This window comes from Methylobacterium sp. WL9 (genome assembly GCF_008040035.1).
GTDB lineage: Bacteria > Pseudomonadota > Alphaproteobacteria > Rhizobiales > Beijerinckiaceae > Methylobacterium > Methylobacterium thuringiense.
The window spans coordinates 22,324-43,741 of record NZ_VRVE01000001.1 but is presented as its reverse complement, the minus strand read 5'-3'; the positions used below and the strand labels follow the sequence as shown (position 1 = coordinate 43,741).

The following is a 21,418-nucleotide window of genomic DNA, read 5'->3' as shown; positions in this document are numbered from 1 at the left end:
TGCGCAGGCTCGGCACACGACGATGCCGCCCCCGGCGATCCGTGCGCTCGAGCCGCGCTTCGTCTTCGATGGTGCCGCCGCGCCGGCCGCCGCCCAGGCTCAGTCGGATGCCGCCACGCAATCGCATGGCGACCAAGTCGACACCTCCCATGCCGAACCCGCCGACAGACAAACGACTGCCCCCGCCGCAGCGGCGCCTGTCCAAGAGACCGCCTCCGCCAACGGCCGCTACGAGATCGTGGTGATCGACAAGGGCGTGGCCGATCTGGCGACCCTGCTCGCCGGCGTACCGGCCGCAGCCGAGGTCGTCCTGATCGACTCCGCCAGGGACGGCTTCGACCAGCTCGCCAGCGCCCTGAAAGGGCGCAGCGGCATCGACGCGATTCACATCCTCTCACACGGCACGGCCGGCGACCTGCGCCTCGGCACGGGCGACCTGACGGCCGCGTCGATCCAGGGGCGCTACGCCGCCGACCTCGCGATCATCGGCCGGGCGCTCAGCACCACGGGCGACCTCCTGATCTACGGCTGCGACTTCGCCGCGGGCGAGACCGGAGCCCGTGCCGCTGCGCTCCTGGCCCAGGCCACCGGCGCCGACGTCGCCGCCTCGAACGACGCCACCGGCGATACCGCGCGCGGCGGCGACTGGAACCTCGAAGTCCAAGACGGCGCCATCGAGACCGGCGTGATCGTCGATGCCACCGCGCAGGCCGCCTGGCACCATCTGCTGGCGCCGGCCCTGATCCACGTGACTGGTGATCCGACGGTGAAGGATGGAAGCGGAGGCACCATCGCCTTGAACGGCGGCAGCTTCGACGTGAACAACGCCGTGATCGGCGCGACGGCGTTCTGGGCGAATGCCGGCACTGCCGACGGTATCGCGGTCAGCCTGCGGGCGACCGTCGTCGCCATCGGGCAGGCCGACGACGCCGTGTCGTTCTCGACGTCCGCGGCCGGCGGCGATGCCACCATCCTGGTCCGGACGCAGAACAACGGCAATCCGGCGAACAATCAGGCGGGCTCCATCAGCATCCGCTGGGATCTCGTCCGCGCGTCCGATGGAACGACACCGGTGACGACCGATGTCGACTTCCAGATCGGTGACATCGATGGTGTCGGCGGCCAGCCCTACACGCGGGAGACGGTGACGCCCTCGCAGTTCGGCCTGACCTCCTACACCATCGCAGCGACCACGGACCTCGTCATCGACACGAGCGACGATCGCGTCCGCGTCTCGGGTACGCAGGATGAGCAGGCCTCACCGCCGGACTCCGTTTCCATAGTGCGCTTCGACTGGTCGAACGTGTCCTCGTGGAAGGTCACCTACGACCTCGCCCCCAATGGCGTCACCGGTCAGGCCGCCTTCCTGAACGACGGCGACGACGGCCTGAAAATCACCAGCCCCATCACCTACACGATCCCCAAGGTCGACCTCGACGCCGACGATTCGAGCGGTGCCACCGGCACCGACTACAGGACGACCTTTACGGAGAAGGGAAATGCCGTCGCGATCGTCGACACCGATCCGCTCGTCACGAACACCGCCCCCATGGTTTCGAGCGCAACGGTCACCCTAACGAACGCGCAGGCGGGCGATCGGCTGAACGTCGGCGCGCTGCCGAACGGGATCACCGCCACGCCGTCCACGGGTTCGGGCACGATCACGGTGACGCTGTCGGGTGACGCCGATCCCGCCACCTACCAGGCCGCCCTTCGGGCGATCAGCTTCGAGAACACCAGCGGCGATCCGAGCACGATCGATCGGGTCGTCAAGACAAACGTGACGAGCAACACCATTCAGGGCACGTCCGCGACCACGACCGTCTCGGTCGTCGCCGTCGACGATGCGCCCGTGCTCGATCTCGATGCCTCCGGACCGGGCACGGGCCATACCGCGAGCTATACGGAGAACGGCACGGGCGTCGCCATCGTCGACACGGACGTTTCGGTCACGGACGTCGACAGCACCAACATGGCATCGGCCAGGGCGGTGATCACGAATGGGCGTCCCGGCGACTGGCTGAGCGTTGCCGGCAGCCTGCCGTCGAACATCGGCTGGACCTTCGACACCGCGACCTACACGTTGGCCCTGACCGGCAGCGCGACGAAGGCGGACTATCAGACGGCGCTCCAGCAGATCCGGTTCCTGTCGGACAGCGACGACCCGACCTCCGCGAGCCGCAGCATCGCAGTTACCGTGAACGACGGCACAGTCGCTTCCGTCGCTGCCACGACGACGGTGATCGTGACTGCGGTGAACGACGCGCCCGTCAATGGCGTGCCGGCCGGCCAGAGCGTGAACGAGGACACGGACCTCGTGTTCTCGGCGGCCAACGCCAATCGGATCACGGTGTCGGACGCGGATGCCGACGGCGGCAGTCTGACCACGACGTTGAGCGTCGTCCACGGCATTCTCACCGTCGGAAGTGCGGCCAACGTCGTGGTGTCGGGGACCGGGACCAGCACGCTCACGCTCACCGGCACAGTCGCCGACATCAACGCGGCCTTGGAGGGCACTACCTATCGCGGGATGGCCAACTACAACGGCGCGGATACGCTGACGATCACCACGGACGACAAGGGCAATACCGGCACAGGCGGCGCCAAGAGCGACACCGATACGATCGCCCTGACGGTCGTTCCGGTCGCCGATCCTCCGCGGCACACGGCGCCGGTCGGCACCCAGTCGGCGACGGAGGACACGACGCTGGTGTTCTCGTCCACCAACGGCAACGCGGTCTCGGTCACCGATGTCGACGGCAGCGGCTTGACGGTGACGCTGTCGACCACGCAGGGCCGGCTGACGCTGTCACAGCTGACCGGCCTGACCTTCACGGCGGGCGACGGCACCGGCGACGCGGCCATGACGTTCTCGGGCTCGCAAGCCGACATCAACGCGGCGCTCGAAGGGCTCAAGTTCGACCCGTCCGCCGACTACAACGGCTCGGCCGATATCGCGCTCGTCATGCGTGGACCGACCCGGACAGCCGACAATTTCACCAATGGCGGCTTCGAGACCCCGGTTATCGCCGGGGAGACTTTCCAGATCATTCCCGATTCGACGGTACCCGGCTGGAAAACAGACGCAACCGACCGCGAGATGGAGCTCTGGAAATCCGGCTTTCAAGGCGTGACGGCCTATGAAGGCAATCAGTTCGCCGAGATCAACGCCAATCAGGTCGCGGCCCTCTTCCAGACCTTCGCCGCTGCCGCCGGATCGAAGATCTCGCTGGATTTCGCCCATCGCGGCCGCGAGGGCATCGACACCATGAAGGTCGTGGTGACCGATCTGGGAGCCGACAACACCCTCGGCACGGCCGACGACACTGTACTGCTCGACAAGTCCTACGCGGACGGCAAGACCGCCTGGGGTGCGTATCACGAAGACCTCGCCCAGAACGCCAGCGGCAACACGCTGCGGTTCGAGTTCCGCTCGATCAGCGCGGCCGGCCAGTCGCAGAGCGTCGGCAACTTCGTCGACGGCATCAAGATCCAGCAATCCTTCGAGGTCGCGAGCAACATCCACGTCGCCATCGCGGCTGTCCCCGACATCGTGGCGGATACCGTGGCCACCGACGAGGATACCGGCCTCACCTTCAACGCCCTCACCGGCACGAACGGCGCCTCTGCCGACACCTTCGCGGATCCCACCCGATCGGTCACCGCGGTGACGCAGGGCGCGCATGGAAGCGTCAGCTTCCAGCCGGACGGCACGATGACCTACACGCCGACGGCGAACTTCGCCGGCAACGACCGCTTCACCTACACCGTGACCTCCGGTGGTACGACCGAGATCGGCACCGTGACCGTCACCGTTCGTCCGGTGAACGACGCGCCGGTCAACGGCCTCCCTTCCGCCCAAACCGTGGACGAGGACGCCGACCTCGTCTTCTCGACGGGCAATGGCAACCGCATCGCCGTCTCGGACATCGATGCGGGCAACGGCAGCCTGACGACGACGTTGAGTGTCCTGCACGGCACCCTGACCGTCGGCGGCACGGCCAACGTCACAGTCACGGGCAGTGGAACCGGCACTCTTACGCTCACGGGTACGATCACCGACATCAACGCTGCTCTGGACGGCACCGCCTATCGCGGAACGGCCGACTACAACGGTCCCGATACCCTGACCATCACCACGGACGACCGGGGCAACACCGGCGTGGGCGGTGCAAAAAGCGATACCGACATGCTCGCCCTGACGGTGCGTCCGGTCGCGGACCCGCCGGTGAACTCGGTCCCTGCCGCGACACAGACGGTGAACGAGGATACGCCGCTGATCTTCTCCGCCGGCGCTGGCAACGGTATCAGCGTCGTCGATCCGGATGGCGGCAGCCTCACCGTCACGCTGAGTTCGGCGCAGGGCCTGCTGACCTTGTCGCGGACGAACGGCCTGACCTTCCTGCAGGGCGACGGTGCCCGCGACGGAGCGATGCGATTCTCCGGCGCAATCGCCGACATTAATGCCGCCCTCGAAGGCTTGTCGTTCACGCCGAATGCCGACGTGAACGGCCCCGCGCAGATCGTGCTGACGACGCAAGATCCCGAGGGCGCGACGGCCTCCAGCTCCATCGCCGTCACCATCGCGCCCGTCGCCGACATCGTGCTGGATTCCGTCGCGACGGACGAAGACACCGCCATCACGTTCAATGCCATCACCGGCGCGAACGGCGCCTCGGCCGACACCTTCGAGGATGCCGCGCGGGCCGTGACCTCGGTGACGCAGGGCGCCCGCGGCCGGGTGGTCTTCCAGCCCGACGGCACGATGACCTACACCCCGGAAGCAGATTTCAACGGCACCGACAGCTTCACCTATACGGTGACATCGGGCGGTACGACCGAGACGGCCACCATCACCGTCACGGTCCGCGCGGTGAACGATGCGCCTGTCCTCGATCTCGGTTTGGTGGTCGCCGGAACCGGCTATGCGACGCGCTACACCGAGCGCGCCCCCGGCGTGGCGATCGTCGATGCCGACGTGTCGGTGATCGATGTCGACGATGCCGGCATGGCGTCCGCCAAGGCGATCGTCACCAACGGCCAGACCGGCGACACGCTCTCCGTCGAGGGCACGCTGCCCGCGGGCATCACCGCGAACTTCGACGCCGCGACCTACACGCTGACGCTGAGCGGCGGCGCCAGTAAGACCGACTACCAGACCGCTCTTCGGCAGATCCGGTTCTCCTCGGCCGAGCGCGATCCCGCGACCGTCGCTCGCAGCATCGACGTGAGCGTCAACGACGGCAGGCTCGACTCCAACGTCGCCACCACCACCATCGCCTTCACGGCCGTGAACGATGCCCCCGTCAACGACATGCCGGCCGACCAGCGCCTCGCCGAGGACACGCCGCTCGTTTTCTCCACGGCGAACGGCAACCGCATCAGCGTCTCCGATGCGGACGCCCAAGGCCGTCCAATCACCACGACGCTGACCGTCCTGCACGGCGCCTTGACCCTCGGCTCGAGCACCGGGGTCACGGTGGTCGACGACGGCACCGGCTTGGTCACGTTGACGGGCACCGTCGACGCGATCAACGCCGCCCTCGACGGCACCACCTACCGGCCGGCGGCGGACTACAACGGCGCCGACACGCTTACCGTTTTGACTAACGACGACGGCAATACGGGCTCGGGTGGCGCGCAGATCGATACCGACGCGATCGCCCTGACGATCGCCGCGGTGAACGACGCGCCGCGGGCGGGCATCCTTCCGGCAATCGGCTCGCTCGAAGGTGACACCGTCGCCGGCGCCGATCTCGGCCGCTACTTCTCCGATGTCGAGGGCGACACGCTACGCTTCACGGTCGTCGGCCTGCCGCCCGGTCTCGCGATCGATCCGGTGACCGGCGTCGTCAGTGGCACGATCGACCGGTCGGCCTCGCTCGGCGGCTTGGGCGGCGACTACACCGTCACGGTGAGTGCAGACGACGGCAACGGCGGCGTCACGAACCGCACCTTCACCTGGCGCGTGATCAACCCGGCGCCGATCGCGCGGAACGACGGCGCCGTCGTCGATGCCGCGACCCAGGGCACCGGCTCGGTCCTCGCCGACAACGGCAACGGTGCCGACAGCGATCCGGACGGCGACCCGCTCACGGTCGCTGCCGTGAACGGTGCGGCCGCCGATGTCGGACAACCCGTCGCCGGCTCGGCCGGCGGCCGCTTCACCGTGCTTGCCGACGGCAGCTACCGCTTCGATCCGGGTAGCGATTTCGCCGACCTCGCCCCGGGCGAAACCCGCACCACGCGGATCACCTACACGCTCGCGGACGGCGACGGCGGTACGGCCGAGGCGAGCGTCTCGGTCACCGTGACGGGGCGCAACGTCCCGCCTGCTGCGCTCGCACCGGGCGATCGTGCCTTCGCCGACGGACAGACCGTTTCGCTGCCGCTCGGCAGCCTCTTCGCTGATCCCGAGGGCCGGGGCCTCCGGTTCGGCGCGACCGGCCTGCCGCCGGGCCTGAGCATTGATTCGTCCACGGGCGCCGTCGCCGGCACTGTCGACCGTGCGGCCTCCGGCACCACCGGACTCGCCGACTACCGGATCACCGTTATCGCGACCGACCCCCAGGGCACGACCGCGGAGCGCAGCTTCACCATACGCGTCACGAATCCGCTCCCACAGGCCGCGGAGGATCGGGTGACCACGGTCGAGGACACGCCGGTCACGATCGACGTGCTCGCCAACGACCGCGATCCCGACGGCGACCCGCTCGTGATCGTCGGCGCGGGCGATGCCGCTCCGAGCGCCGGCCATGGGCGGGTGACGGTCGTGGACGGCAAGCTCGCCTACAGCCCGGACCCGGACTTCAACGGCACCGATACGATCACCTATTCGATCGCGGACGGGAACGGCGGCTTCAGCACCGCCTCGGTCACCGTCGCGGTCGGCCCGGCCGAAGACGCGCCGGACGCCGGCCCCCTGCCCGACCAGTTCGGCCGGGATGGTGACCCCGTCCGCTACGACATCTCGAGCCGATTCCGCGATGCCGACACCGATCCGTCGGTGGTCCAGGCTCCGACCGGCGACAGCTTGCGCTTCGCCGCCACCGGCCTGCCCCCCGGCCTGAGCATCGACCCGGCGACGGGGCTGATCACCGGTACGCTGCCGAGCGACGCCTCGGCGGCCTCCCGCTACGCCGTCACGGTCAGAGCGACCGATGCGTCGGGCGCCAGCGTCGTGCGCGACTTCACCTGGACGGTGAGCAACACCGCGCCGCTTGCCGCGCCGGACGCGGCCAGCACCCGCCAGGGAACGATGGTCCTCGTCGCGGTCACCGCCAACGATGGCGATGCCGACGGCGACCCGATCCGTCTCGTCGACGAACCCGGCGCGACGGGCGCGGCCCATGGCAGCGTCACGGTCGATCCGCTGACGGGGCTTCTCGCCTACACGCCGGATCCTGGATTCTCCGGGACCGACACGATCGTCTACACAATCATGGATGCGCAGGGCGGGCGCGCCACCGGCATCCTCACGGTGACCGTCACGCCCGTGAACGACCGCCCCGTCGCGCCCGAGCCCCTGCCCGGCCGCAATGTCGCCGACGGCGAGACCTTACGGGTGCCGCTCGGACACCTCATCACCGACCCGGACGGCGACCGGCTCGCCTATTCGGTGACCGGGCTGCCGCCGGGCCTGAGCATCGATCCGGCCATCGGCGAAATCACCGGCACGATCGACCGTGCGGCTTCCGGTCCGAGCGGCCGTGCGACCTACGTCGTGACCCTCACCGCCACCGATCCGGGCGGCCTCGCGGTCACCCGCAGCTTTGCCTGGACCGTGACCAATCCCGCTCCCGCGGCCGCCGACGACGCCATCGCGACGGCCGAAGACACGCCCGTCGACATCGACGTCACCGCGAACGACATCGATCCGGACGGCGACCCGCTCACCGTGGTGCCGGGCTCGATGGCGGCCGGCCACGGCACCGTGATCCTCAACCCGGACGGCAGCCTGCGCTACACGCCCGACCGCGACTTCAACGGCACCGACCGCATCGTCTACACGATCACCGACGGCAATGGCGGCTTCGCCACGGCCTCCGCCACGGTCACCGTCACGCCGGTCAACGACGCCCCGACCGTCGATCCGGCCTCGCCCGCCCTCGCCGACCGCGCGGCGAACGACGCCGACACGGTCGCGATCCCGGCCGGCAGCGCCTTCCGCGACGTCGATGCGGGCGATCGGCTGACCTTCACGGCGACCGGCCTGCCGCCGGGCCTCAGCGTCGATCCGGCCACGGGGCTGATCGCGGGCACCATCGCCTCCGACGCCTCCGGCCGTGTCCCGGGCGGGGCCTATACGATCGTGCTGACCGGCACGGACAGCGGCGGGGCTTCCGCCACGACGCGGTTCACGATCACGGTGGCGAACCTCGCCCCTATCGCAGCCGACGACGAGGCCACGCTCGCCGAGGACGGCATCCTCACCGGCAACGTGCTCGGCAACGACCGCGATCCCGATGGCGACGCGCTTCGCGTCGATCCGGTGCCGGTGGGCGGCCCCGTCCATGGCCGCCTCGACCTCAGGCCCGACGGCACCTTCACCTACACGCCGGACGCCGACTTCCACGGTGCCGACGCCTTCACCTATGCGCTTATCGATTCCGACGGTGGACGCGCGACGGCCACCGTTCACCTGACCGTGGACTCGGTGAACGACGTGCCCACGGCTACGGCCGATCCGCTCACGCTTCCGGCCAACACCGTCGGCACGGGACGGATCACCGCAGCCGACCGCGACGGCGACACCATGAGTTTTCGCCTGACCGGTCGACCGGTCAACGGCACCGTCAGCCTCGCCGCCGACGGCTCGTATGCCTACAGGCCCTATGCCGCCTTCAGTGGCGCGGACAGCTTCGTCGTCGAGGTCGGCGACGGCAACGGCGGACGTACGGTCGTCACGGTCGAGATCGCGATCACGCCGAATCCGGTGCAGGTGCCGCCATCCGCACTGGTTCCGATCCTGTCGCCCCTACAGCCATTCCCTGACGCCCCGGCCGCGCCGCCGGTGCTGCCTTCGGCGTCGGCCATCGCCGCCAACGGGATCATCCTGCCGGCCGTGACCGAGATCGACGCACTCGGCTCCGTCGGCGACGTCATTCTCGCGGACGGAGCCGTGGTGGCGGCGGTCAACGGAGTCGCCTCCCTTCACGGTACGGCGATCCTCGTCGATCGTTCGGTGACGCTCGACGAGAGCGACCGGATCGCCCGTCTCTCGTGGGAGCGGTTCGAGCGCGTTCCGATCGGCGAGACGCCCTGGTTTTCGCCCCGACCCTATCTCGGGCGCTCGCTCGGCGTATCGCTGACAGCGGATGCGCTCGGCTTCCAGACGAACGATCTCATGGTCGAGGCGATCCGGCGTCCGGACACCCTCGCGATCAACCTGCGCAACGATGCGCCAGGCTTCACGGCCGTTGCGGCGGTCCGGCTGTTCGGGATCGACGATGGACCGCGTCCGGACTGGATCGAGAGCGATGGCAGGGGCGGCTTCTGGGGACGTCCCCCGGCCGGCACGGGTCTCGTCAGGCTCGAGTTGGAGATCGAGCTGGAGGACGGACGCATCGTGCGCCGGCCCCTCAGCGTCGATGCCGAAACCGGCGAAATCCGCGCCTTGCCACCCGAGCGGCCTGCTGCAGATTTGAAGCCTCACGGCGCTCGCGACTCGGAGCCCGCTCGCCGCCCCGAGGCTCCCCTCTTCACGATGCAACTTGCTTCCCTGGGTGAGCGCGGTGCGTTCGACCTTGCGTTGATCGAAAAGGCGCTCACACGAGGTCTTTGAAAGGCGAGAGGTTTTCCGGAGGCCCAGTTTGACGCTTCGTTTACCTTAACAATCGAAACAACGAGGGGTCGCGAGAGCGTGTCCCCGGGGCTTCCCGAGTGCGCCCGAGCTGAGGGGGTATCGGGGACCATGGTGGAGTATCGGCACGCTGGCGGTCGGCGGATACGCCGTATCGCCGCGGCTCTGCTTGGGGTGACGGCACTCGCCACGACGATGGCGGGCTGCACCCTGAAGCCGCAGCCGTTGGGACCGGCCGAGCTCGGCGCCTACGCTGCGGACAAGCTGCGCCGCGTCACCGCCGACCAGCCGCTGCCCGGCCCCCAGATCGATCTCTACGAGGCCTTCGCCCGTGCCCTGAAATACAATCTCGATCAGCGCGTCGAGATCATGCAGACGGCGGTGCGTGCGCAGGAGCTGAGCTTCGCCAGCTACTCGATGCTGCCGAACTTCGTCGCCAACAGCGCCTATGCCGGCCGCGACAGCTATGCCGCGAGTTCCTCCATCTCGGTGCTGACGCAGCGCCAGTCGCTGGAGCCGTCGTACAGCCAGGACAAGAACTACGTCTTCAGCGACCTGTCCTTGAGCTGGAACATCCTCGATTTCGGCCTGTCCTATATCCGCGCCCGACAGGCCGGCGACGCGGTCCTCATCGCCGAGGAATGCCGCCGCCGCGTGGTCAGCCGGATCATCGAGGACGTTCGTACCGCGTACTGGCGCGCCTTGACGAGCGAGCGCCTGGTCAACCGCCTGCACAGGCTCGAAGGCCGCGCCCAGGCGGCGATCGGCGATGCGCGAAAGCTCTACAAGGATCGCCAGACCTCGCCCATCACCGCGCTGACCTACGAGCGCGAGCTGATCGAGATCAAGCGCGAGGTCCAGCGGGTCGAGGCCGACCTGCTCGTCGCCCGCAGCCAGCTCGCCGCCCTCATGAACCTGCCGCCCGACCTGCCGTTCCGGCTCGCCGAGATGGAGGGCGTCGAGGCCGGTCTGAAGATCGGTGTGCCCGATTCCGATCTCGTGAAGGTCGCTCTCGAGAACCGCTCGGAGCTGCGCGAGGTGGCCTACCGCCAGCGCATCAACGGCCGCGAGGCGAGCGCCGCCCTGCTCGAACTCCTGCCCGGCATGAACCTCATCGTCGGCGGCAATGCGGATTCGAACCGCCTGCTCTACAACTCGAACTGGGTCGGCTGGGGCGCCCGCGCCAGCTGGAACCTGCTGAACGTGTTCCGTTATCCCGCGCGCCAGGGGCTGATCGACACGCAGGACGCGCTCCTCGACAAGCGCGCGCTCGCGGTGACGATGGCGGTGCTGACGCAGGTCCATGTCAGCCGCATCCGCCACATCCTGTCGATGAAGGAGTTCCAGACCGCCGCCGAGTTCCGCCGGGTCCAGCGCCGGATCGTCGAGCAGCTGCGCGCCTCGGCCGCCGCCGAGTCGGCGAGCGAGCAGACGCTGATCCGCGAGGAGATGAACACGCTGATCGCCGAGGTGAAGTACGACCTGGCCCATGCCGCCGTGCAGAATGCGCGGGCCAACGTCTACGCCTCGCTCGGCCTCGACACCTTCCCGCTGGCGATGATCGACGGCAGCGACCTGCCCGCACTCAGGCAGGCGGTACAGGGCAGCTGGCTCGGCATCGGCGCCGTCTTCGCCGCGGCGCCGCCGATCCCACGCGTTCCCGTCGGGGCCCCGTTGGTGTTGAGGCACTGAACCGGCCGAACTCCTGATACCGCTTCCGGCTAAGCGGACCGGTGGTGCGCGTGCCCTCTCTCTCCGCAAGCGGGGCGAGGAAATGCGCGCAGCCCGATCAGTTCAGCCGGAGACGGTGGATCGAGGGATCAGAATCTCGAACCGAGCGCCGGCACGGCGGGACTCCGTCGCCCGACCAGCCGGTGGGCCGTCATGCCGATCAGCATGGCCGCGACGAAGACCGCCACCGGCAGAACGCCTGTCGAGAGCGCGGCCACGGCCGGGCCGGGGCAGAAGCCCGACAGGCCCCAGCCGATCCCGAACAGCGCCGATCCCCCGATCAGCTTCCCATCGATCCGGCGGTTCGTCGGAATCTCGAATTCCGGCGCGAAGGTCGGCCTCGCGAGCCGGCGCACGAGCTGATAGCCGAGAGCGGAGACGGTCACGGCACCGCCGAGGACGAACATCAGGCTCGGGTCCCAGGCCCCGGTGATGTCGAGGAACCCACGGACCCGGGCCGGGTCGAGCATGCCCGACAGCGACAGGCCCAGCCCGAAGATCAGGCCCAGCACCAGGGCCGTCAGGATGCGCATCAGGGAGCTCATCACGACCACCACGCGGCGCTGGCCCGCGTGAGGACCACGGTGAGCATTCCGGCCGAAAGGAACGTCAGCACGGCCACGAACGATCGCGGGGAAAACCGCGCCAGCCCGGCGACGCCGTGGCCGCTGGTGCAGCCCGAGCCGAGCCACGTGCCGAAGCCGACGAGCAAGCCCGCAATGGCGAGCACCGGTAGCGAGGCGACGATCGTCATCGCCGGCCAGGCTCCAGCGAGCCATGCGAAGGCCGGCGGCCCGAGCACGAGACCCGCGACGAAGGCGGCATCCACGAACCTGCGCTCGCCCCGGTCGGTGCCGAGGCCGGCGACGAGGCCGCTGACCCCGGCGATGCGGCCGTTGAGCAGGAGCATCAGAGCCACCGACAGGCCGATCAGCGCGCCACCGGCGAGCGAGGCGAGATACTCGCTCACGTCGGATCCCCGTTCGCATCGAGCCAGCGCGCCGCGCCGGTCAGGTCGAAGCCGTGTTCCGAGCCGTAATCGAGTAGTTCGGCGCGGGAGAGGTTCCCAGCGAGCACCTCGCCGATCGCCCAGAGCGTCAGGGAGCGCGTGCCGCTCCGGCAATGCGCGACGACGGGGCCTGGAGCGGCGAGCACCGCCTCACGAAACCGGTCGACGTCGGAGCGGCTGAGGCCCGGCCCGGTGACGGGCAGGTGGAGATAGGCGAGGCCGGCGGCTTCGGCCGCCGCCTGCTCGGCCTCCGTGCCCGGCTGACCCGGCTCCTCGTCGTCCGGGCGGTTGTTGATGAGGAGCACCGTGCCGCCGGACCCGAGCGCAGCGATCTCCGCAGCGTCCGGCTGTCCCGCGACCGAGAGCTTCTCATGGACAGGGGTGAGTTTCATGCGCGGCCTCCCGCCGGCGAGCGCCTCCGCCGACTGTGTCCGCGTATCGCGGCAGCCGATGCGAAACAAGGCTTGCAAAAGCGGCAGCGATCGCCAATTGTCTAATCAGAGCAATGACTTAACGGAAGAATCATGCTGTTGGACAGGGTTTCCGCGACGCAAAGTTTCTCCCATTTGGACAGTTCGGAGGAAAGCTACCCTTCCGCCACTTCAAGCGCCGATCGCCCAGATCGGCCGGTGGCCGACTCGCGCCGGCAAAAGGCGGAATCGGGCGTCGGAAACGGCGTCATGGCTCCCGGAGACCAGGTGGTCTTCGCGCGCCTCGACGTGGCCGAGGCCCTCGGGATCTGGCGGCACGCCACCGGCCGCGTAGTCGAGACGCATGGTGAGGCGAAGGGCACCTCGGAGGGCCGGATCACCGTCGACGTGCAGTTCGACGGCCACGAGACCCTGCAGCGCTACCTGCCGGACCTCTTCGAGAAGCAGACAAATTGAGACCTATGGCGCACGCGAGGATCGCGGCATGAGCCTCGGTGCCGTTCTCAGCGGGCGGTCGCCGCTGCCGCAGGCACCGCTGCGGGCGACGAGCCGTTCGTCGACCGTGGACGCGGTCTGGCACGAGCTGCGGGCCGAGGCCGAGGCGGCCCTGATCGAAGAGCCGCTCTATGCCGGCATCATCCAGGCAACGGTGCTCGATCAACGCAGCATCGCGCAGGCTTTCGCCTATCGCCTCGCACACCGGCTCGGCGACGGCGACCTGTCGCGGCTCGCCATGCGTGACCTCTGCCTGTCGGCCTTCGAGGCCGACCCACATGCGAGCGCTCATGCTGTGCGCGACCTCGTCGCCATCCGCGAGCGCGATCCGACCTGTCGGCGCTATCTCGATCCGTTCCTGTTCTACAAGGGACTCGCGGCGCTCGAGGCATACCGCGTGGCGCATTGGCTGTGGCATCAGGGCCGGGCGACGCTGGCGCTTCACGTACAGAGCCGCATCTCCGAAATCTTCGGGGCCGACATCCATCCGGCCGCGCGGATCGGCTCGGGCGTGTTCATCGACCATGCCACGGGCGTCGTCATCGGCGAGACTGCAGTGGTCGCGGACGACGTCTCGATCCTGCAGTCGGTGACGCTCGGCGGCAACGGCAAGGAGAGCGGCGACCGCCACCCCAAGATCGAGCGCGGCGTGCTGCTCAGCGTCGGCGCCAAGGTGCTCGGCAACATTCGCGTCGGAGAGGGTGCCAAGGTCGCCGCCGCTGCGGTGGTGCTGCACGACGTCCCCGCTCACACCACCGTGGCGGGGGTGCCGGCGCGGGTGGTCTCGAAGTTGGCCCGCAACCAGGAGCCGGCCCAGAGCATGGACCAATTCTTCGGAGATGGGATCTGAACGGGAAGCGCGAATCACTGCGCCGGCCGGATGCCGCTCCCCGATGTTGCCGGAAGCCCTTTTCGCATCCTGGCATCGCTGTCCGTGGCGGTTTGTGCCCGCCGGTGGACGAGCAGGCCTCGTTCGGCGGACGCGCGACGATCAATGGCGACGGGAGATGATTTTTCCGGAAAATTCCGTGACCAGCACGGCAATCGAAGAATTAATTTCTACCATAGCCGGCATCTATAGCAGTATAATTTTGTATTAGACTATTTGATGGAACGAAGATCTGCAAAGTCGTAAAAATTAAGAAGATCCTTCCATTGACGGGATGTCGCAGGCGCGGCTAGACCATCGACCGTTCCCAGAGCGACTTAAGTCGTCGATACCGGAACTCAAGAATTCACCCTGTTGACCCGGACGCGCTGCTCCCGAGCGCGGCTTTCGGTGCGGTCATTCGACTGTACCTAAGCCGCCACGTGCCGAGGAGAGCGCAGCCCGACCTTTAAGAATAAAGCGGAGACCACCACAATGAGCGGACAGGGACAGAGCGTGGGCGCATCGGCAGCACGCAATCTATCAACCGCGACCGTCACTTCGGTCCAGAACCTCGCGAATACGCCGCGCTGGCTCCTCCGGCTGCTGCCCTTCGTCAATGTCGACGGCGGCGTCTACCGCGTGAACCGTCGCGCCGTGGTGCTGGCCAAGCCCGGCCGCATCGACCTACCGACCGACGGCAAGAAGCGCGCGGTCAGCCCGGCTTCGCTCCGCGCCGTGCCGCCGTTCAGCCGCCTCGGCGATGCCGAGCTGTCCGCGCTCGCCGACAAGTTCACCGAGAGCAAGCACAATGCCGGCGACACGATCTCCGAAGAGGGCGCGAAGGATCGCAGCCTGACGATCGTCGCCGACGGCACGGTCGAACTCTCCCTGTCCGGCCCCTACAAGAACCGCCTGCGTTCGGGCCTCGCCACCCGCGGCGACTTCTTCGGCGACGAGACCATCGTCGGCGACGGCCAGCCCGCCCCGGCCGTCAAGGCGCTCTCGGCCGTGACGCTGCTCACCCTCGACCGCTCGGCACTCAACGATGACGCGATCAAGACCCGCATCTCGCAGTATGTCGAGGAGCGCGACCGGCTGAAGGGCCACACCAACAGCCACGGCGAGCAGGGCATCGAGCTCCTGGCCGTCCATACCGGCGCGCCGCGCCTGCCCACGACCTTCGTCGACTACGAGATCGACCCGCGCGAGTATCACCTTTCGACGATACAGACGATCCTCAACACCCACACCCGCGTCACCGATCTCTACTCGAACGAGATCGATCAGCTCCGCGAGCAGATCCGCCTCACGGTCGACGCCGTGAAGGAGCGCGAGGAGTGGGAGTTGCTGAACAACTCCGAGTTCGGCCTCCTGAACGAAGTCAACGGCCGCCAGAGCATCCCGACCCGCTCGGGACCGCCGACCCCGGACGATCTGGACGAACTGCTGACGCTGGTCTGGAAGAAGCCCGCCTTCTTCGTCGCCCATCCCCGCGCCATCGCCGCCTTCGGCCGCGAGGCCACCCGCCGCGGCGTGCCGCCGGTCGTCGTCCACCTGTTCGGAGCCCCGTTCCTCACCTGGCGCGGCGTACCCCTGGTGCCGAGCGACAAGCTGCCGATCAACATCGATCCGGTCACCGGCGCCCAGACCACCTCGATCCTGCTGCTGCGCGTCGGCGAGGGCGAGCAGGGCGTCGTCGGCCTGCAGAAGTCGGGCGTCACCGGCGAGATCGAGCCCGGCCTGTCGGTGCGCTACATGGGCACCAACGACCACTCTATCGCCTCGCACCTCGTGACCCGCTACTTCTCGGCCGCGGTGCTGGTCGAGGATGCCATCGCACGTCTCGATAACGTGCTGCTCGGCAACTACCATGACTACGCCTGAGGCCAGCCCTTTGGGAGTATCCGCCATCGGCATCCCCACGGGCGCACCCGGCGATCTCGCCCACGCCGATCTCGTCGGGCGCCTCGCCCGGGAGATCTACGGCCAGGGTAACGCGGCCTCCACGCCGCTGACCCCTGCGCTGCCGGCTTCGCCGCAGCTTCCCCAAGGCCTGGAGACCATTCCCCAGGCCTCCGGGCAGCCGTCCTTCCCCGGTGCCGCTATCGGCACCCCCTCGGCGCCCTCCGGTGCCCTGCCGTCGGGCCTCCAGCCCGACGCGGCCACTCTCGGCGCGCGGAACTTCGGCGGCCCTGCCGTCGGGCTTCCGGGCTTGACCGGACCGTCCGCGGCCAACCCGATCGGCGGGACGCCTGCGCCGGCCAGCGCCGGCTTCCTCGACGTGACGACAATTCCGTCGGTGCATCCTCTCGCCGATGCTCTGTCGGCGCAGCGTGGCCTGCCGGAGTTCTTCGTGCCGAGCTTGCCCGACGTCGCCGCCTTCCTACCCGGCGGACCGGACCTGCACCGGACCATCGCGGCGGACCATCCGCGAGCAACCGCGTTTGCGGGTGCGGTGGCGCCGAGCCTCGTGCCGGCCGACCCGTCGCATCACCGCAAGGACGTCGCCCAAGAAAACTTCCAGCGCACCGGCCGGCTCTCGGGCGACCCCGTGCGCACGGTGGAGCATGGCAGCGACGAGCCGTTCTCGTCAGGCGACTACTACTTCCTGACCGGATCTTCGCGTAACGCGAAGACGCATGCGTCGCCTCGCGTCGAACCCTCGCGTAACGAGGGTCCGGCTCCGCGCGTGACCTCGACCCAGTCGAGCCCCGCCGGCGCGCCCTTCGATGTCGAGCATGTCCGCAAGGATTTTCCGGCGCTCCACCAGAGTGTGAACGGGCACCGGCTGGTCTGGCTCGACAACGCGGCGACGACTCACAAGCCGCAATCGGTCATCGATGCGACGAGCGAGTTCTACGGCCGCCACAACTCGAACATCCACCGGGCCGCACACACGTTGGCGGCGCGTTCGACCGATCTGTTCGAAGGAGGCCGCGAAAAGGTGCGGCGCTTCCTCAACGCGCCGTCGAAGGACGACATCGTCTTCCTGCGCGGCACGACCGAGGCGATCAACCTCGTCGCGAACTCGTACGGTCGCGCCAATATCGGCCCGGGCGACGAGATTATCGTCTCGACGATCGAGCATCACGCCAACATCGTGCCCTGGCAACTGCTCTCGCAGGCCACCGGCGCGACTTTGCGGGTGATCCCGGTCAACGATCGCGGCGAGATCATCTTCGAGCAGTATGCCGCGCTGCTTTCGGGCCGCACCAAGATCGTGTCGGTGACGCATGTCGCCAACGCGCTGGGCACGGTGAACCCAGTCCGCGAGATCATCGCGCTGGCCCACGCCTACGGCGTGCCGGTGTTGGTGGATGCGGCCCAGTCGACCCCGCACATCCCGATCGACGTGCAGTCGCTCGACGCCGACTTCGTGGTCTTCTCCGGCCACAAGGTGTTCGGGCCGACCGGCATCGGCGCCCTCTACGGCAAGAAGCACCTGCTCGAGGCGATGCCGCCCTGGCAGGGCGGCGGCCACATGATCGAGGACGTGACCTTCACGAAGACCGTCTACAAGGGCGCGCCCGAAAAGTTCGAGGCGGGCACGCCGGACATCGCCGGCGCGGTCGGCCTCGGTGCGGCGCTCGACTACCTGGAGAGCGTCGGCCTGCCGGCCATCGCGGCCTACGAGCACGACCTGCTGGACTATGCGCAGGCGGGCTTGGCCGACATCAAGGGTCTGCGCCTCATCGGCACGGCCCGCGAGAAGGCCAGCGTGATGTCCTTCACGATCGAGGGCCAGAAGAACGAGGCGGTGGCCCACCACCTCGACCGCCACGGTGTCGCGGTGCGCTCCGGCCACCACTGCGCCCTGCCGGCCCTGCGCCGCTTCGGCGTCGACCAGTCGATCCGCGCCTCGCTCGCCTTCTACAACACCCGCGAGGACGTCGACATCTTCCTCAAGGCGCTGCACCGCCTGCCGCGGCACTAGCGGATCCTTCGACGAGACGGTTGCCGTTTCGTCGAAGGGAAACGGGGACAACACCAGGACGTGGCCCCGCGATCCGATCGGGTTGGCCACGGGCTTGGAACGAAGAAGGGAGCCGCGTTTCGAGCGCGGCTCCCTTCTTCGTCATGTAGATCGTCGATGGCTCGCTATCGCCGTTCCAGTCCATTCCGGACATGCAGAACATCGAAGCGCGTCGGCCCGCCGACCAAGCGAAACTGGCCCAAGTCGCGACCGCCGATACTTGGGCTTGCGAACCCCAGTTCCAACCGGCTGCACCGATCTACGGCTTCATTCCAGGTGCTTGCCGTAACGCTCGACATGGATGGCAAGGCCCAGCCCGTGATCGCGGACGAGCCGCTCGGCGAGATCGGCATCGCGCGCTTCGAGCGCCTCGATGATCTGGATGTGCTCCGCAATCGACGTCGAGGCCCGATCGCCCTCGCGCAGGGCGATGTTGCGGACGCCCTTCACGTGCATCAGCAGATTGCTGCAGAGATCCTGGATGACCTCGCAATGACCGAGCGAGATGATCTTCTGGTGGAAGCGGATGTTGGCTTCCGAATATTCGGCGAGGTGGTCCGCCGGCGTACCTTCGAAGAATTCGGGGAACATCGTGCGCATGCATTTGAGGTCTTCGTCCGAAGCGCGCGCGCAGGCGAGCCGCGCGGCCATGCTCTCCAGGGCCGCCCAGGCCTGGATCATGCCGACGATCTCCTTGCGGGTCTTGCGCACGACGAAGACGCCGCGCCGCGGCTCGTTGCGGACGAAGCCTTCCTGCTCCAGCACCGTCAGCGCCTCGCGGATCGGCGTGCGGCTGACGCCGAGCGTCTGCGACAGGCCGCGCTCGTCGAGGCGGACGTCACCGGTCTGACCGTAGATGTCCATGTTGGTGATGGCAGACTTCAGCGCTTCATACGCCAGTGTCCGCAAACTCGTCGCCGGGACGATCGGCTTTATTGTGAAGGTCTGCATCGCGTCAGTATCAGTCCGGTATTGGCTTCGGATCGGGATCGCTGAAGGCTTCGCGAACCGTCGGGACCATGGCGGCTCACCGTTGGAAACACAAGGCGGCGGCCGCGCTTGGCAGGGCATAGCCCGAAACGGTCGCACCCGCGGCAGCCAGCAAAATTGACCGCTGGTATTTGGTATGCCAATACTCTGCGAGTCGTCGAACACGAAGCTTTCGCCCTTGCTCCGCGCCCGAGTTTCGTTCGGTCCGCAGCAGATCCGGGTCGCCCGCTTCCAGGCGGCGCGCGCCCCGGTACGGACCGACAAAGGCCCGGCCGGGATCCGCGGAAGACCAACCGCTCCTCGGGAGGAGACTATGACGGGCACGCCACTCGACGGGGTGAGAATCCTGGACTTCACGCATGTCCAGTCCGGCCCGACCTGCACGCAGCTTCTCGCCTGGTTCGGCGCCGACGTGATCAAGGTCGAGCGGCCCGGCGCCGGCGACGCCACGCGCCAGCAGCTGCAGGACATACCCGGCGTCGACAGCCTCTATTTCACGATGCTGAACCACAACAAGCGCTCGATCACGATCGACGCCAAGAACGCCACCGGCAAGGAACTCCTCTGGCGGCTGATCCGGGAATGCGACGTCCTCGTCGAGAATTTCGCGCCGGGTGCCCTCGACCGCATGGGCCTGACCTGGGAGGCACTGCAGGCTGCCAATCCGGGCCTGATCCTCGCCTCCGTGAAAGGGTTCGGCCCGGGCCGCTACCAGGATTGCAAGGTCTACGAGAACGTTGCGCAATGCGCTGGTGGGGCCGCCTCCACCACCGGCTGGCGCGATGGCCTGCCGACGGTGACCGGCGCGCAGATCGGCGATTCCGGGACCGGCCTGCACCTCGCGCTAGGCATCGTCACGGCGCTCTACCACCGCACGCAGACCGGCCAGGGCCAGCGCGTCGACTGCGCCATGCAGGACGGCGTGCTCAACCTCTGCCGGGTGAAGCTGCGCGACCAGCAGCGCCTCGCGCGGGGCCCGCTCGCGGAATACAGCCAGTTCGGCGAGGGTGTGGAGTTCGGCGAATCCGTGCCGCGGGCCGGCAACGATTCCGGCGGCGGCCAGCCTGGGCGCATTCTCAAATGCAAGGGCTGGGAGCAGGACCCCAACGCCTACATCTACTTCATCACCCAAGGCGCGGTCTGGGAGCCGATCTGCGACATCATCGGCGAGCCCGGCTGGAAGACCGATCCGGACTACGTGACGCCGAAAGCCCGGCTGCCGCATCTCAACGAGATTTTCACGCGCATCGAAGCGTGGACCATGAAGCACGACAAGCTCGAGGCGATGGAGATCCTCAACGCCTACGACATCCCGTGCGGGCCGATCCTGTCGATGAAGGAGATCGCGGAGGACGACGCGCTGCGCGCCAGCGGAACGGTCGTCGAGGTCGATCACCCGACGCGCGGGCCGTATCTGACCGTCGGCAACCCGATCAAGCTCTCGGCGAATTCCGTGGCAATCACGCGGTCGCCGCTCCTCGGCGAGCACACCGACGAGGTTCTTCGCGACGTGCTGGGCTGCTCCGAGGCCGAGATCGACACGATACGGGGTTCGGGCGCCACCGGCGCGATCCAGAGGGTCGCCGCAGAATAACGTTCACGTGCCGCGGAGATCGCGGATACGAGCATGCATTATATTGACGAATTGTATTTTGGTATGCCAAATACCAAGAGTGGCTACGAAGCTGCGATTCGATGCGTCGGATGGTTGGTGGCGTCTGAGGAATGACGATGATCGACGAACCCCTGGCACTCCTCGCGGAAGCCTTCGGCCAAGACCTGGAGGCACCGATGCCGCCCACCGGCAGCGAGGCGTCGGACCATCCGTCCGATCTCGCCGTCATCGCCGCAGCGTTCGTCGGCCAAGCCGAGAGTGCAGCGAGCCGTCGATGAGCGATCGTCTACCGACCGGTGAACGGCCAAGCCCGTCAGGCGAGCTGTGCGTAGCGGCCGGCGTTCTGGAGGTTCCCGTTGCGGCCATCGGGGCTGGTTGCGGCGTTCGCGGTCAGCTTGTCGGCAAGCTTGACGACGAGCAGACCCTGGAGGGCGAAGAGAAGGACGAGGGCGACGAGGGCGGTACCGAGCATGATGACCTCTTGAACCGATGTTGCGGTGC

At 68.0% G+C, this 21,418-nt stretch carries 13 protein-coding genes; 8 read left to right on the top strand and 5 right to left on the bottom strand.

Annotated elements, in window-relative coordinates:
* The first annotated feature begins 22 nt into the window (after positions 1-22).
* Positions 23-9,784, top strand: a complete 9,762-nt coding sequence (locus FV217_RS00165; RefSeq protein ID WP_187272370.1) for a tandem-95 repeat protein — start codon at positions 23-25, stop codon at positions 9,782-9,784.
* A 213-nt stretch (positions 9,785-9,997) separates the two neighbouring features.
* On the top strand, positions 9,998-11,494 hold the full coding sequence (locus tag FV217_RS00160) for a TolC family protein (protein ID WP_187272369.1): 1,497 nt from the start codon (positions 9,998-10,000) through the stop codon (positions 11,492-11,494).
* A gap of 128 nt (positions 11,495-11,622) precedes the next feature.
* Here the strand turns inward: FV217_RS00160 and FV217_RS00155 are convergent, their stop codons facing one another.
* From FV217_RS00155 to FV217_RS00145, 3 genes are read right to left on the bottom strand one after another with little or no spacing between them, the layout of a single operon-like run.
* Entirely contained in the window at positions 11,623-12,078 is a 456-nt protein-coding gene (locus tag FV217_RS00155) for a YeeE/YedE family protein (RefSeq protein ID WP_147813089.1), read from the bottom strand.
* A complete protein-coding gene (locus FV217_RS00150) occupies positions 12,078-12,503 on the bottom strand; it encodes a YeeE/YedE family protein (protein WP_147813087.1) in 426 nt (141 codons plus the stop codon). Before FV217_RS00150 ends, FV217_RS00155 begins: the two co-directional genes overlap by 1 nt.
* Positions 12,500-12,934 carry a TIGR01244 family sulfur transferase gene (locus FV217_RS00145; protein ID WP_147813085.1) on the bottom strand — a complete coding sequence of 145 codons (435 nt, stop codon included), beginning with the start codon at positions 12,932-12,934 and terminating at the stop codon, positions 12,500-12,502. The genes FV217_RS00150 and FV217_RS00145 overlap by 4 nt, the downstream gene beginning before the upstream one ends.
* A gap of 288 nt (positions 12,935-13,222) precedes the next feature.
* On the opposite strand from FV217_RS00145, the gene FV217_RS00140 reads away from it, so the two are divergent.
* The 4 genes from FV217_RS00140 to FV217_RS00125 all read left to right on the top strand — a co-directional run bounded on the left by FV217_RS00140 (position 13,223) and on the right by FV217_RS00125 (position 18,273).
* Entirely contained in the window at positions 13,223-13,429 is a 207-nt protein-coding gene (locus FV217_RS00140) for a hypothetical protein (RefSeq protein ID WP_147813083.1), read from the top strand.
* 28 nt (positions 13,430-13,457) lie between these two features.
* A complete protein-coding gene (gene cysE, locus FV217_RS00135) occupies positions 13,458-14,318 on the top strand; it encodes a serine O-acetyltransferase (protein WP_147813081.1) in 861 nt (286 codons plus the stop codon).
* A gap of 513 nt (positions 14,319-14,831) precedes the next feature.
* Complete coding sequence (locus FV217_RS23640) at positions 14,832-16,223, top strand: family 2B encapsulin nanocompartment shell protein (RefSeq protein WP_147813079.1); 1,392 nt, start codon at positions 14,832-14,834, stop codon at positions 16,221-16,223.
* Complete coding sequence (locus tag FV217_RS00125; protein WP_147813077.1) at positions 16,210-18,273, top strand: family 2A encapsulin nanocompartment cargo protein cysteine desulfurase; 2,064 nt, start codon at positions 16,210-16,212, stop codon at positions 18,271-18,273. Before FV217_RS23640 ends, FV217_RS00125 begins: the two co-directional genes overlap by 14 nt.
* 306 nt (positions 18,274-18,579) lie before the next feature.
* Here the strand turns inward: FV217_RS00125 and FV217_RS00120 are convergent, their stop codons facing one another.
* Positions 18,580-19,263 carry a GntR family transcriptional regulator gene (locus tag FV217_RS00120; protein ID WP_147813395.1) on the bottom strand — a complete coding sequence of 228 codons (684 nt, stop codon included), beginning with the start codon at positions 19,261-19,263 and terminating at the stop codon, positions 18,580-18,582.
* A gap of 352 nt (positions 19,264-19,615) precedes the next feature.
* Between FV217_RS00120 and frc the strand changes: the two genes are divergently transcribed.
* Positions 19,616-20,896, top strand: coding sequence for a formyl-CoA transferase (frc, locus tag FV217_RS00115; protein ID WP_147813075.1), 1,281 nt, complete (start codon positions 19,616-19,618; stop codon positions 20,894-20,896).
* A 137-nt stretch (positions 20,897-21,033) separates the two neighbouring features.
* Positions 21,034-21,195, top strand: a complete 162-nt coding sequence (locus FV217_RS22595; RefSeq protein ID WP_187272368.1) for a hypothetical protein — start codon at positions 21,034-21,036, stop codon at positions 21,193-21,195.
* 35 nt (positions 21,196-21,230) lie between these two features.
* Here FV217_RS22595 and FV217_RS22590 read toward each other — a convergent pair whose 3' ends face one another.
* Entirely contained in the window at positions 21,231-21,389 is a 159-nt protein-coding gene (locus FV217_RS22590) for a hypothetical protein (RefSeq protein ID WP_187272367.1), read from the bottom strand.
* Positions 21,390-21,418 lie beyond the last annotated feature (29 nt).

Bases quoted from the DNA above. Each gene is read 5' to 3' on its own strand.
- FV217_RS00165 (WP_187272370.1), top strand. From the start codon at position 23: ATGCCGCCCCCGGCGATCCGTGCGCTCGAGCCGCGCTTCGTCTTCGAT.
- FV217_RS00160 (WP_187272369.1), top strand. From the start codon at position 9,998: ATGGCGGGCTGCACCCTGAAGCCGCAGCCGTTGGGACCGGCCGAGCTC.
- FV217_RS00155 (WP_147813089.1), bottom strand. From the start codon at position 12,078: ATGAGCTCCCTGATGCGCATCCTGACGGCCCTGGTGCTGGGCCTGATC.
- FV217_RS00145 (WP_147813085.1), bottom strand. From the start codon at position 12,934: ATGAAACTCACCCCTGTCCATGAGAAGCTCTCGGTCGCGGGACAGCCG.
- FV217_RS00140 (WP_147813083.1), top strand. From the start codon at position 13,223: ATGGCTCCCGGAGACCAGGTGGTCTTCGCGCGCCTCGACGTGGCCGAG.
- cysE (WP_147813081.1), top strand. From the start codon at position 13,458: ATGAGCCTCGGTGCCGTTCTCAGCGGGCGGTCGCCGCTGCCGCAGGCA.
- FV217_RS23640 (WP_147813079.1), top strand. From the start codon at position 14,832: ATGAGCGGACAGGGACAGAGCGTGGGCGCATCGGCAGCACGCAATCTA.
- FV217_RS00125 (WP_147813077.1), top strand. From the start codon at position 16,210: ATGACTACGCCTGAGGCCAGCCCTTTGGGAGTATCCGCCATCGGCATC.
- FV217_RS00120 (WP_147813395.1), bottom strand. From the start codon at position 19,263: ATGCAGACCTTCACAATAAAGCCGATCGTCCCGGCGACGAGTTTGCGG.
- frc (WP_147813075.1), top strand. From the start codon at position 19,616: ATGACGGGCACGCCACTCGACGGGGTGAGAATCCTGGACTTCACGCAT.
- FV217_RS22595 (WP_187272368.1), top strand. From the start codon at position 21,034: ATGATCGACGAACCCCTGGCACTCCTCGCGGAAGCCTTCGGCCAAGAC.
- FV217_RS22590 (WP_187272367.1), bottom strand. From the start codon at position 21,389: ATGCTCGGTACCGCCCTCGTCGCCCTCGTCCTTCTCTTCGCCCTCCAG.